12 protein-coding genes are annotated in these 12,681 nt (G+C 71.7%); 7 read left to right on the top strand and 5 right to left on the bottom strand.

Annotated elements, in window-relative coordinates; translation table 11 throughout:
* Positions 1–6: 6 nt before the first annotated feature.
* Positions 7–1,413, bottom strand: coding sequence for a family 2B encapsulin nanocompartment shell protein (locus R4Z62_RS22630; RefSeq protein WP_064535224.1), 1,407 nt, complete (start codon positions 1,411–1,413; stop codon positions 7–9).
* 223 nt (positions 1,414–1,636) lie between these two features.
* Between R4Z62_RS22630 and R4Z62_RS22625 the strand changes: the two genes are divergently transcribed.
* Positions 1,637–2,623 (top strand): 1-aminocyclopropane-1-carboxylate deaminase/D-cysteine desulfhydrase, encoded by a 987-nt coding sequence (locus R4Z62_RS22625; RefSeq protein ID WP_491520728.1) that lies wholly within the window; start codon positions 1,637–1,639, stop codon positions 2,621–2,623.
* A 51-nt stretch (positions 2,624–2,674) separates the two neighbouring features.
* On the opposite strand, the gene R4Z62_RS22620 is transcribed toward R4Z62_RS22625, so the two are convergent.
* Positions 2,675–4,270 (bottom strand): Na+/H+ antiporter, encoded by a 1,596-nt coding sequence (locus R4Z62_RS22620; protein ID WP_491520727.1) that lies wholly within the window; start codon positions 4,268–4,270, stop codon positions 2,675–2,677.
* Between the two features lie 78 nt (positions 4,271–4,348).
* Here R4Z62_RS22620 and R4Z62_RS22615 point away from each other — a divergent pair, with 78 nt between their 5' ends.
* From R4Z62_RS22615 to R4Z62_RS22605, 3 genes are all read left to right on the top strand, one after another.
* Positions 4,349–4,609 (top strand): UBP-type zinc finger domain-containing protein, encoded by a 261-nt coding sequence (locus R4Z62_RS22615; RefSeq protein ID WP_018571357.1) that lies wholly within the window; start codon positions 4,349–4,351, stop codon positions 4,607–4,609.
* 248 nt (positions 4,610–4,857) lie between these two features.
* Positions 4,858–5,274 (top strand): ATP-binding protein, encoded by a 417-nt coding sequence (locus R4Z62_RS22610; protein ID WP_009190566.1) that lies wholly within the window; start codon positions 4,858–4,860, stop codon positions 5,272–5,274.
* A gap of 17 nt (positions 5,275–5,291) precedes the next feature.
* Positions 5,292–6,470, top strand: a complete 1,179-nt coding sequence (locus tag R4Z62_RS22605) for an RNA polymerase sigma factor SigF (RefSeq protein WP_491520726.1) — start codon at positions 5,292–5,294, stop codon at positions 6,468–6,470.
* Between the two features lie 36 nt (positions 6,471–6,506).
* On the opposite strand, the gene R4Z62_RS22600 is transcribed toward R4Z62_RS22605, so the two are convergent.
* Positions 6,507–6,965 (bottom strand): hypothetical protein, encoded by a 459-nt coding sequence (locus R4Z62_RS22600; protein WP_064535222.1) that lies wholly within the window; start codon positions 6,963–6,965, stop codon positions 6,507–6,509.
* 116 nt (positions 6,966–7,081) lie between these two features.
* Here R4Z62_RS22600 and R4Z62_RS22595 point away from each other — a divergent pair, with 116 nt between their 5' ends.
* On the top strand, positions 7,082–8,050 hold the full coding sequence (locus R4Z62_RS22595) for a diacylglycerol/lipid kinase family protein (protein WP_064535221.1): 969 nt from the start codon (positions 7,082–7,084) through the stop codon (positions 8,048–8,050).
* Positions 8,051–8,370: 320 nt separating this feature from the next.
* On the top strand, positions 8,371–8,628 hold the full coding sequence (locus tag R4Z62_RS22590; protein WP_016639615.1) for a WhiB family transcriptional regulator: 258 nt from the start codon (positions 8,371–8,373) through the stop codon (positions 8,626–8,628).
* Positions 8,629–8,875: 247 nt separating this feature from the next.
* Here the strand turns inward: R4Z62_RS22590 and R4Z62_RS22585 are convergent, their stop codons facing one another.
* Complete coding sequence (locus R4Z62_RS22585) at positions 8,876–10,342, bottom strand: sensor histidine kinase (protein WP_491521912.1); 1,467 nt, start codon at positions 10,340–10,342, stop codon at positions 8,876–8,878.
* 500 nt (positions 10,343–10,842) lie between these two features.
* Complete coding sequence (locus R4Z62_RS22580) at positions 10,843–11,493, bottom strand: TetR/AcrR family transcriptional regulator (RefSeq protein ID WP_491520725.1); 651 nt, start codon at positions 11,491–11,493, stop codon at positions 10,843–10,845.
* 93 nt (positions 11,494–11,586) lie between these two features.
* Here R4Z62_RS22580 and R4Z62_RS22575 point away from each other — a divergent pair, with 93 nt between their 5' ends.
* Positions 11,587–12,384: an SDR family oxidoreductase gene (locus R4Z62_RS22575; RefSeq protein WP_491520724.1), complete on the top strand. Its 798-nt coding sequence runs from the start codon at positions 11,587–11,589 to the stop codon at positions 12,382–12,384.
* Positions 12,385–12,681 lie beyond the last annotated feature (297 nt).

The following is a 12,681-nucleotide window of genomic DNA, read 5'->3' as shown; positions in this document are numbered from 1 at the left end:
TGCGGCTCAGTACCAACGGCCGACCTCGACGTTCTCCAGGACACCGACCGCGTCCGGTACCAGCACGGCCGCCGAGTAGTAGGCCGTCACCAGGTACTTGACGATGGCCTGTTCGTTGATGCCCATGAACCGCACGGACAGGCTCGGCTCGATCTCGTCCGGGATGCCCTTCGCGCGCAGCCCGATGACGCCCTGGTCCTCCTCGCCGGTGCGCAGCGCGATGATCGAGCTGGTCCGGGCCTCGCTGACCGGGATCTTGTTGCACGGGAAGACCGGCACCCCGCGCCAGGTGGGGATGCGGTTGCCGCCCATGTCGATCGTCTCGGGGACCAGTCCCCGCCGGTTCAGCTCGCGGCCGAACGCGGCGATCGCACGCGGGTGGGCGAGGAACAGCTTGGTGCCGCGGCGCCTGCTGAGCAGTTCGTCCATGTCGTCGGGGCTGGGCGCGCCGTCGTGCGGCTGGATCCGCTGGTCGTACTCGCAGTTGTGGAGCAGGCCGAAGTCGCGGTTGTTGACCAGCTCGTGCTCCTGGCGCTCCTTCAACGCCTCGACGGTGAGCCGGAGCTGCTGCTCCGTCTGGTTCATCGGCTGGTTGTAGAGGTCGGCCACGCGGGTGTGGATGCGCAGCACGGTCTGGGCGATGCTCAGCTCGTACTCGCGGGGGCTGGCCTCGTAGTCGACGAAGGTGTGCGGGATGTCCGGCTCGCCGCTGTGCCCGACGGCGAGGTCGACCTCCTTCTCGCCGTACCTGTTGGTGCGCTGGCCCGGGATCGAGCGCAGCTGCCGCAGGTGGGCGCGGAGCGAGTCGGCGCGCTCGGCGACCTGCTCGAAGTCGTGCCGGGACAGGACGAGGACGGTGCACGTGGTGTCGGCGCGGACCGTGTAGTCCCAGATGGCGTCCGGGTCCAGCAGTGCCTGCTCGCCGAAGTAGGCGCCGTCGGCGAGGACGCCGAGGACCTGGTCGTCGCCGTACGGGCCGGTGCCGACCTTCTCGGCCCTGCCGTGCGCGAGCAGGTAGACGTCCTCGGACTGGTTGCCGAAGGAGGCGATGACCTGGCCTGCGGCGATCTCCCGCTGCCGGCAGCGCTGGGCCAGCTCGGAGAGCACGTCGGTGTCCTCGTACCCCCGCAGGGCGGGCAGTTCGCCGAGTTCGGCGGGGATCACCTCGACGCGGTCGCCCGTCTTCACGAAGGTGATCCGTCCGTCGCCGACGGCGTACGTGAGCCGCCGGTTCACCCGGTACGTGCCGCCCTGCACATCCACCCACGGCAGCATGCGCAGGAGCCAGCGCGAGCTGATCTCCTGCATCTGGGGTACGGACTTGGTGGTGGTGGCCAGGTTCCGCGCGGCCGCGGTGCCGAGGCTCTGCTGCGGCCGGTCCTGCTCCGTGCGGACCTCATCGCCTACCGACATAGAGAATTGCCCTCCCGGTCATGCCCGGTGCGATCGGCGCCGGGCATCGATTTGCAGGGCCCAGCCTTCCATCACGTAACGTGGCCGTGCTATTACACGAAAGAGCGGGAATGGATCACCTCCGGGCCGGGCACACATGGGGATCCCGTCCGGCGCGCGTACCGGAATTCCGTACGGCACGGGCCTTTCTCCCGGTCCGGGCGGACGCGGGGACAATGGTCCGGTGACCAGCTCCGCCGTCCCCGATCCCATCGGTCCCACCGCCTCCACCGGCCCCATCGGTCCCACCGCCTCCCCCGGTCCCACCGGTCCCACCGCACTCTCCCCCTCCCTCTCCCCCGTCCTCCCGTCCCCCTTGCAGGAGCTGAGCGACGAGCGGTTCGGCCGGCGCGGACTGCGCCTGCTGCTCAAGCGCGACGATCTGATCCACCCGGAGCTGACCGGCAACAAGTGGCGCAAGCTCGCGCCGAATTTGCGCGCGGCAGCGGGCCGGACGATCGTGACCTTCGGCGGCGCCTGGTCCAACCATCTGCGGGCGACCGCGGCGGCCGGACGGCTGCTGGGCGTGCCCACGGTGGGCGTGGTGCGCGGCCAGGAGCTGGCGGACCGGCCGCTCAACGACTCCCTGGCCCGGTGCGCCGCCGACGGCATGCGGCTGCACTTCGTCGAGCGGTCCACGTACCGGAGCAAGGCGGAACCCGAAACGCTCGCGGCCGTGCTCCGCGCGGCCGGTGCCGAGGACGCCCATGTGGTGCCCGAGGGCGGCAGCAACACCCTGGCGGTGCGCGGCTGCACCGCTCTGGGCGCGGAGCTGGCGGGCCGGGCCGATGTCGTCGGTGTGGCCTGCGGCACCGGGGGCACCCTGGCCGGACTCGCCGCCGGACTGCCCGGCGGCTGCCGGGCGCTGGGGATACCGGTCCTCAAGGGCGGTTTCCTGGCCGCCGAGGTGCTCGGCCTCCAGGAGAGGGCCTTCGGCGGCCGTCGCGGCACCTGGTCCCTCGACGACCGCTTCCACTTCGGCGGCTACGCCCGCACCACCCCTGAACTCGACGCCTTCGCCGAGGACTTCACCGGTCGGCACGGCGTCCCCGTGGAGCGCCTGTACGTCGCCAAGCTGCTCTACGCCCTGGTGGCCCTGGCCGAGGAGGGCGCCTTCGCGCGCGGGACGACGATCGCGGCCGTGGTGACGGGGCGGCCGTTCCCGCCGTAGCGGAGCGGCCGGTCCGCACCAGGGCACCGCCCCGGGGCGCGCTCCCCGCCGCTACGCGGCCTCCCGGTAGGCGGCGGCCTCCTCCAGGTCCAGCCTGCGCAGCAGGGTGCGCAGCATCTCGTCGTCGATGTAGCGGCCGTCGCGCAGGTGCACGAAGACGGCGCGCTCGGCGCCGATCATGTCCCGGGAGAGCCTGCGGTAGGTGTCGTCGACCGATTCACCGGTGACCGGGTTGGTCTGGCCGAGGCGCTCCCACACGGCGTTGCGGCGGCGTTCCAGGACCGAGCGGAGCCGGTCGGCGAGGGGCGGCGGCAGGACGTTGCGCTCGTCGGCGAGCAGTTCCTCCAGGCGTTCCTCGGCGACCCGGGACGCCTGGGCCTGGGCGTTCGCCTCGGCGAGGGTGGCGGCCTGCGGGTCGGGGCCGGGGAACTTCAGCAGGTGGATGAGCGGCGGCAGGGTCAGGCCCTGCACCACCAGGGTGCCGATGACCGTCGTGAAGGTCAGGAAGAGCAGCAGGTTCCGCTGCGGGAAGGGCTCGCCGCCGTGCACCGTGAGGGGGACGGAGAAGGCGATGGCCAGGGACACCACGCCCCGCATCCCGGCCCAGGAGGTGATCACCGCGCCCTTCCAGGTGGGATTCTCCTCCCGCTCGTGCACCCGCCGGGACAGCAGCCTCGGCAGGAACGTCGCCGGGAACACCCAGACGAACCGGGCGGCCACCACCACCAGGAACACGGCGATCGCGTACCAGGCGGCCTCGGCCCCGGAGTACTTCTCCAGGCCGCGCAGGACGACGGGCAGTTGCAGTCCGATGAGGGCGAACACCGCCGACTCCAGGACGAAGGCGACCATCTTCCACACGGCCTCCTCCTGGAGGCGGGTCGCGAAGTCGACCTCCCAGGCACGGTGGCCGAGGTAGAGGGCGACGGTGACCACCGCGAGGACACCGGAGGCGTGCACCTGCTCGGCGACGCCGTAGGCGACGAACGGGATCAGCAGCGAGAGGGTGTTCTGGAGCAGCGCCTCCTTCAGGTGGGTGCGCAGCCAGTGCAGCGGTGCCATCAGCACCAGTCCGATGCCGACCCCGCCGACCGCCGCCACGAGGAACTCCTCCGTCCCGCCCGACCAGGTCGCGCCCTCGCCGACGGCCGCGGCGAGGGCCACCTTGTAGGCGGTGATCGCGGTGGCGTCGTTGAGCAGGGACTCGCCCTGGAGGATGGTGGTGATCCGGGAGGGCAGCCCGACGCGGCGGGCCACCGCCGTCGCCGCGACCGCGTCCGGCGGGGCCACCACGGCACCCAGCACCAGCGCGGCCGTCAGCGGCAGCCCCGGCACGATCCGGTAGGCGGCCCAGCCGACCACGAAGGTCGCGAAGAGCACGTAGCCGACCGAGAGCAGGGCCACCGGTCTCAGCTGCGCCCGCAGGTCCAGGTAGGAGCTGTCCGCCGCGGACGTGTACAGCAGCGGGGGCAGCAGCAGCGGCAGGACCACCTCCGGGTCGAGCGTGTAGTCCGGCACGCCGGGCACGTAGGAGATCGCAAGTCCCGCGGCGACGAGCAGCAGCGGAGCCGGCACCGGGGTGCGCCGGGCGGCCCCGGCCACCGCGGCGCTGCCCGCCACCAGCAGAAGCAGCGGCATCACGTCCATCGTCCTCGCCCGCCCATCGTGTCGTCCCGCCCGGCTTTTCCGCGCGGTCCTCCGCGCGGAAGTCGTAATCTGGCAATCATGAAACAGTGCACGCACGCCGACGCGCTGCCGTATCCGGAGCCCGAGCCCCGAAGCGAGACGTGCCCGGAGTGCCTGCGGGACGGCACACACCCGGTGCAGTTGCGGCTCTGCCTGACCTGTGGCCACGTGGGATGCTGCGACTCGTCGCCGGGCCAGCACGCCACGACGCACCACAAGGACACCGGGCACCCGGTGATGCGGACCTTCGAGCCCGGGGAGGACTGGCGCTGGTGCTTCGTGGACCACGTCCTGGTGTGACCGGGTTTCCCGACGGTTCGACCGTCTGACGTGTGGGTACGTCAACCCGGCGCGCGTTGTTCCTATTTGGATCCGCCCAACCCCTAGCCACGGAGCGTATCCGTAGGTTTACTATGAGTGACAGGAAGGGGTCGGGGTCCCGGAACACGAGTGGCGTGAGCGCGGTAGCGTCACCGCTGGACCATGAATCGTGTGCCCCGGGGGGCGACCCTCGGCCCTAGAGAGCTTGTACCACCTTGGAGGTGAGGGTGTCCCAGATCGCAGGCGAGCCCGCGGCGAACCAGGACTTCGTGGAAGTCCGGCTGCCGGCTGCGGGTGCCTACCTGTCGGTGCTGCGGACGGCCACGGCCGGCCTGGCGGCCCGTTTGGACTTCACCCTCGACGAGATCGAGGACCTGCGCATCGCGGTGGACGAGGCCTGCGCGATCCTGCTCCAGCAGGCCGTGCCCGGCTCGGTGCTCAGCTGCGTCTTCCGGCTGGTCGACGACTCGCTGGAGGTCACCGTCTCGGCCCCGACCACGGACGGTCACGCCCCCTCGCGGGACACCTTCGCCTGGACCGTCCTGTCGGCCCTGGCGGGCAAGGTCTCCTCCGCCGTGGACGAGGACAAGACCGTTTCGATCAGCCTCTACAAACAGCGCGGCGCGGGACCCGGGCCGGCGTGAGGAACGGGGACGGGCCGGTGCGGGACGAAGAACGCGGCACACGGGAGCTGCCGACCGAGGGCGGGACCCCGCCTCGCGCCGACGCGGCCGGAAAGCCCAACAGGAGCGCCCAGGGTGTCCAGGGCGCTCCGGCGGAGCCCGCACGGCCGGCGGGCGGCATCGACGGCATCCCCGAGCAGGCCAGGCCGCATCCGGAGGACGACACCGCGGAGTCCGGCGCCCTGGGCGCGGAGCCGCGGGAGCGGGACGGCGCCGCGCGGGGCGACACCGCCGACGGGCGCGGGGACCCGTCCGCCCGGTCCGCCCGGTCGCAGCGGCCGAGGGCGGGAGAGGAGGCAAGGGCTCGGGGAAGGGCGACGGGCGGGACGATGAGCGAGCACGAGCGGGACTCCGAGGACACCGCGCAGAGCGCCCCGCGCGTGCGCGGCGCGCAGCACGACCCGCACGACCGCAGCGGCGCACGCGCGATGTTCGTCGAGCTGCGCGCGCTGCCGGACGGCAGCCCGCAGTACGCGGAGCTGCGCAACCAGCTGGTCCGGATGCACCTGCCCCTCGTCGAGCACCTCGCGCGCCGCTTCCGCAACCGCGGCGAGCCGCTGGACGACCTCACCCAGGTCGCCACGATCGGACTGATCAAGTCGGTCGACCGGTTCGACCCGGACCGCGGCGTGGAGTTCTCCACGTACGCGACCCCGACGGTCGTCGGCGAGATCAAACGGCACTTCCGGGACAAGGGCTGGGCGGTGCGCGTGCCGCGCCGGCTCCAGGAGCTGCGGCTCTCGCTCACCACGGCGACGGCCGAGCTGTCCCAGCTGCACGGCCGCTCCCCCACGGTGCACGAGCTGGCCGAGAAGCTGGCCATCTCCGAGGAGGAGGTCCTGGAGGGCCTGGAGTCGGCCAACGCCTACTCCACGCTGTCCCTGGACGTCCCCGACACCGACGACGAGTCCCCGGCGGTCGCCGACACCCTGGGCGCCGAGGACGAGGCGCTGGAGGGCGTGGAGTACCGCGAGTCGCTGAAGCCGCTGCTGGAGGACCTCCCGCCGCGTGAGAAGCGCATCCTGCTGCTGCGCTTCTTCGGCAACATGACCCAGTCGCAGATCGCGCAGGAGGTCGGCATCTCGCAGATGCACGTCTCGCGGCTGCTGGCCCGCACGCTGGCCCAGCTCCGGGAGAAGCTGCTGGTGGAGGAGTGACCGGACCTCGCCGGTGCGGCCCCCCGGGGCGCGCGGTTACCGCTGGCCGGTCTCCTGGGCACGGCCCGGTCCCCTGATGCCGAGGGCCCGGGTCGTCGCCGGGTGGACCAGCAGGACCAGGGACGCCACGGCCACGGCGGCGAGGGCGACGCCCGCCGGGACGGCCACGCTGTCGGCCTGGAGCAGGCTGTAGGCGACGGGCAGCGCCATGATCTGGGTGATGAGCGCGGGCCCCCGGCTCCAGCTGCGCCGCAGCAGCAGCCCGCGGGCCGCCAGCAGCGGCAGCAGCGCGAGCGCCAGGACGGTGATCCCGCCCGTGACGGCCTGCTGCCGGTCGTGTCCGCCCGTGAGGCCGAGGACCAGCATCCAGACGCCGCCGGCGAGCAGGGCCAGCCCCTCCAGCGCGCACAGCGCCGCCGCGGCGGTCAGCCGTCGCGGGCGCGGGCCGGAGGGTGCGTCCGTGGTGCCGGTGGAGGGGTTCTGCTCGCTGCTCACCCCAGAAGGGTAGCCCGCGCCGTGCACCGGACCGTGTCCAGGCTCACGCCCTCCCCTCTTACCCGATCCCTACCTCGGCCTGGGCCGAGTACTCCTCAGTAGGTACGCTGCTGACCATGCGTGCACTTCTCGTGGTCAATCCGGCGGCTACCACCACAAGCGCACGTACGCGCGACGTCCTGATCCACGCGCTCGCCAGCGAGATGAAACTGGACGCGGTCACCACCGAGTACCGCGGCCACGCCCGCGACCTGGGCCGGCAGGCGGCGGACAGCGAGGACATCGACCTGGTCGTCTCCCTGGGCGGCGACGGCACCGTCAACGAGGTCGTGAACGGGCTGCTGCACCGGGGCCCCGACCCCGAGCGCCTGCCCCGCCTCGCGGTGGTGCCCGGCGGGTCCACCAATGTCTTCGCCCGCGCCCTGGGGCTGCCCAACGACGCCGTGGAGGCGACCGGCGCGATCCTGGACGCCCTGCGCGAGGGCAGCGAACGCACGGTCGGGCTGGGACTGGCCTCCGGGACGCCGGGCACCGACGACGCGGCGGTCCCCGAGCGCTGGTTCACCTTCAACGCCGGACTGGGCTTCGACGCGGGCGTGGTCGGACGCGTCGAACAGCAGCGCGAGCGCGGCAAAAAATCGACGCACGCGCTGTACGTACGGCAGGTGCTGCGCCAGTTCTTCGGCGAGCCGAACCGGCGGCACGGCGCGATCACCCTGGAGCGGCCCGGCGAGGACCCGGTCGCCGATCTGGTGGTGGCGATAGTGTCGAACACCTCGCCGTGGACCTACCTGGGCAATCGCCCGATGTACACCTCGCCCCGGGCGTCCTTCGACACCGGCCTCGACGTGCTCGGACTCAGCCGGCTGTCCACGGCAGCGGTGGCCCGGTACGGCACCCAGTTGCTCACTTCGTCCCCCGAGCGCGGACCGCAGGGCAGGCACGCCCTGTCACTGCACGACCTGAGCAGCTTCACCTTGCATTCGAAGGCTCCGCTCCCCCTCCAGATGGACGGTGACCATCTGGGGCTGCGTACGAGCGTGACGTTCACAGGCGTACGCCGTGCACTGCGTGTGATTGTGTGAGTGGAAGGGCCCAAAGTCCTTTCACTCGAACGTTTAGGCCAGGATCCACCCCATGGAAGTACGGCTGTGACCTAGTCGACACCGAGGAATCCAAAAAAAGTTTCCGGAAGGGGTTGTATCCGCCGCCGAGGTTTGCGAATCTCTACATGGCGATCGGGACGGCCCAACACACCGGGCCCCGGAGATCGCCGGAACCCCTCTTCAATCCACAGGACCACGCCAGGGAAACCTGACGGTCGGCCCTTCACTTGTTGAGGGATTCGTGAAAGCGTTCACATTCACAAGCAACTTGCACGTAATACCAAGGAGAGGTAGCAGCCATGGACTGGCGTCACAACGCCGTTTGCCGCGAGGAAGACCCCGAGCTCTTCTTCCCCATCGGCAACACCGGTCCTGCGCTGCTGCAGATCGAGGAAGCCAAGGCCGTCTGCCGTCGCTGCCCGGTTATGGAGCAGTGCCTGCAGTGGGCGCTCGAGTCCGGCCAGGACTCCGGCGTCTGGGGTGGTCTCAGCGAGGACGAGCGCCGCGCGATGAAGCGCCGCGCCGCTCGCAACCGGGCCCGTCAGGCCTCCGCCTGACCACAGCCACCCCGCTGACAGCCTGAGCTTGGCGGCGCGTACAGCGCGTACGCATCCCCCGCACCCGAGCCGCAGCGCGCAGTACCACCGATGCTCCCCGAGCTCTTCGAGCAGGGGTACCCCACCCGATGGGGCAGCAACGAGCGACTGGCCCCGGACCGATCACGGTCCGGGGCTCTTTGCTGCGCCGAGGACCCGCACCGCCGTGCCGGGGACCCGGACGCCGTCACCGTGACGGCTACGACTCCTACTTGGCGGTGCCGACCGGGATGTCGAGCAGGACGCGCGTGCCGCGCTCCGGGGCCGGGACCATGTCGAAGGTGCCGCCCAACTCGCCCTCGACCAGGGTGCGCACGATCTGGAGACCGAGGTTTCCGGAACGGTGCGGGTCGAACCCCTCGGGCAGCCCCACGCCGTCGTCCTGGACCGTCACCAGCAGCCGGCCCTCGCGCGTGCTGCCGCCGCGGACCGCGGAGACCTCGACGGTGCCGGTGTCGTCCTGGCGGAACCCGTGCTCCAGCGCGTTCTGGAGGACTTCGGTCAGCACCATCGAGAGCGGGGTGGCGACCTCGGCGTCCAGGATCCCGAACCGCCCGCTGCGCCGACCGGTGACCTTGCCGGGCGAGATCTCGGCGACCATCGCCAGCACCCGGTCGGCGATCTCGTCGAACTCCACCCGTTCGTCCAGGTTCTGAGACAGCGTCTCATGCACGATGGCGATCGAGCCGACCCGGCGGACCGCCTCCTCCAGGGCCTCCCGGCCGCGCTCGGAGTCGATGCGCCGGGCCTGGAGCCGCAGCAGCGCCGCCACCGTCTGGAGATTGTTCTTGACCCGGTGGTGGATCTCCCGGATCGTCGCGTCCTTGGTGATCAACTCGCGTTCGCGGCGGCGCAGTTCGGTGACGTCGCGGCACAGGACCAGGGAACCGATGCGGGTGCTCTTGGGTTTGAGCGGAATGGCCCGGAACTGGATCACCCCGTCGCTGGCCTCGATCTCGAACTCGCGCGGGGCCCAGCCGCTCGCCAGTTTCACCAGCGCCTCGTCCACCGGCGCGCGGGACGGGGCGAGTTCGGCGGTGGCCTCGCCGAGGTGGTGGCCGACGAGGTCGGCGGCGAGACCGAGGCGGTGGTAGGCGGACAGCGCGTTCGGCGAGGCGTAGGTGACCACGCCGTCCGCGTCCAGCCGGATCAGCCCGTCCCCCACGCGCGGCGAGGCGTCCATGTCGACCTGCTGGTCGGGGAAGGGGAAGGAGCCCGCCGCGATCATCTGGGCCAGGTCGGAGGCGCTCTGGAGATACGTCAGTTCGAGCCGGCTCGGGGTGCGCACGGTGAGCAGGTTGGTGTTGCGCGCGATGACACCGAGGACGCGCCCCTCGCGCCGCACCGGGATGGACTCGACGCGCACGGGCACCTCCTCGCGCCACTCCGGATCGCCCTCGCGGACGATGCGCCCCTCGTCGAGCGCCGCGTCCAGCATCGGGCGGCGGCCGCGCGGCACGAGGTGGCCGACCATGTCGTCCTGGTACGAGGTCGGCCCGGTGTTGGGGCGCATCTGGGCGACGGACACATAGCGGGTGCCGTCCAGCGTCGGGACCCACAGCACCAGGTCGGCGAAGGAGAGGTCGGAGAGCAGCTGCCACTCCGAGACCAGCAGATGGAGCCATTCGAGATCGGAGTCGTCGAGGGCGGTGTGCTGGCGTACGAGTTCGTTCATGGAGGGCACGCCTGCGAGCGTACCCGGGCGTTTGTACGGTTCTGAAACACCCGGCGGGGCGAGGCGGGCCGGGGTGCGGCCGGGGCGGAGGAGTTCGCCGGTCCGGGCCCGAACACACCCGCGGGCCGCGGCGCCTGGGAGGGACCCTCAGCCCTCCCGGCACCGCAGCCCGGAGCAATATCGGCCGTGGGGTGTGCGGTCCCGGTCGGCCGAAGGATGAGGAGCCGGAGCAGTCAGGGCAGAGAGCACCGGTTCCTCGGTCCGTCCTCCTGTGCGGGGAGAACGGAGGTTCGTGTGTTCACCTCGTGTGCACGGACGGGTCGCGCGGTCCGCGTCCGGGATCCCCCTCGATTGTGGACTAGACCACTTGGGCCTGTCCATGAGCGGGCAGCTGTTCGTTGTGCTTTCTTCATCGAACGGCGTGATCGGACGGTCGTACAGGACCGGCCGGCCCCGCCGGGCACCGGGCGCTCACCAGGCAGCAGCCTAGCCCGCGCGGCTCAGCGGCGGGGCCAGACGGCCAGGGCAATTTCCGCGACCGCCTCCAGCTCCTCGCGGCGCGCGCCGTCGCGCGCCTGCTGGGACATGCCCTGGACCAGTGCGCCGACGTACCGGGCGAGTGCGCCGGTGTCGGTGTCCGCCGGCAGCTCCCCGGCGGCGACATCGGCGCGTATCCGGCTCTCGAACGCGGCGATGTTCTCGTTGCGCCGGGCCCGCAGGGACTCCTCCACCTCCGGGGTCGTGCAGTTCGCGGCCGCGTGGATGACCAGGCAGCCGTGCGGGCGGCCCGGCGCGGTGTACTCGGCCGCCGCCTCGCGCAGCATCCGCTCGACGGCGGCACGCGCCGTGGGCTCCTCGGCCAGGGCGCGTTCGCCGAAGGAGCCGTACCGCTCGCCGTAGTCGCGCACCACTTCGGCGAAGAGCGCCTGCTTGTCGCCGAAGGCCGCGTACAGGCTGGGGGCGCCGATGCCCATGACCCGGGTGAGATCGGAGACGGAGGTGCCCTCGTACCCGTTCTCCCAGAAGGCGAGGACCGCCTTCTCCAGGGCGGTCGCCCGGTCGAACGAACGCGGCCGGCCGCGGCGCCTGGCGGCGGGCGCGCGCTCCCGCTCCCCGCCGACCTGCGCTTCTTTCTCCTGCTGTGCCTCCATGGAGTGATTTTATAGCGGCCACTAGAGAACTGTCAGCGGGCTGTTGTACGGTCTTTCTGTAGCGACCGCTAGGGAAATGCGAGGGGGCCTGACATGGGCGTCATGGGAACGGACGAGCGGACAGGTGCGACCGGACGGACGGGCGTGCTCGCGGGCCGCACCGCGCTGGTCACCGGGGCCGGCAGAGGCATCGGTCGGGGCGTGGCCGAGCGGCTGGCCCGGGACGGCGCACGCGTCGCGGTGCACTACGGCAGGAGCGCGACGGCGGCCGAGGACACGGTCGCGGCGATCGAGGCGGCTGGCGGATCGGCGTTCGCGATCGGCGCCGAGCTGGGCGGGCCCGGCGACGCCGAGGCGCTGTGGGCCGAGTTCGACCGGCACGCGGACGGCCTGGACATCCTGGTGAACAACGCCGGGGTCGGCACGTCGCAGCCGCTGGAGGCGATCGAGGAGAAGGAGTACGACCAGGTCTTCGCGGTGAACACCAAGGCTCCGTTCTTCCTCGTCCGCCACGGCCTCCACCGGCTGCGCGACGGCGGCCGGATCGTCAACGTCTCCTCCGGCCTCGCGCGTACGGCGGTGATGCCGGACAAGGTGGCCTACGCCATGACCAAGGCCGCGCTGGACGTGTTCACCCGGGATCTGTCCAAGCTGCTGGGCCCCCGCGGCATCACGGTCAACTCGGTCGCGCCCGGGATCATCGACACCGACAACACGGCCGGCCTGCTGCACGGCACACCGGGCGGCTGGGACCGGGCGGCGGCGATATCCGCGCTCGGCCGGGTCGGCGCACCGGCGGACGTGGCGGACGTGGTGGCCTTCCTCGTCTCGGACGCCGGACGGTGGGTGACGGGGAGCTGGGTGGACGCGACAGGGGGGTCGCTCACATGAGGGGACGACGGGGAGCCCGGGAAGCTCAGGGGGGGCGAGGAGAGCGGGGACGCACAGGAGAGAAGGAGACAGGGGGCGACGGAAGGGGGCGCAGGGGGTGGCGGGACAGGGGGGCGGAGAGGTAGAGAGGAGGCGGGCGACGAGGCTGCCGGGGGGCGGTTCGCGGGGTGGTGGCGGGTGCGTCGGTGCGGGGTCCGCGGTGAAGGGCCGATGATCGCGCGGGACGGGTCCCGGGAACCCGATTCTGCTAGATTGGTCTAAACCACACGACCCCTCCTTTCCGGGTCCGGTCCCCTT

The sequence above is a fragment of the Streptomyces sp. PL-25 genome, assembly GCF_058344915.1.
The sequence above is the reverse complement of the archived record's forward strand: the minus strand, read 5'-3'. Positions and strand labels throughout refer to the sequence as shown.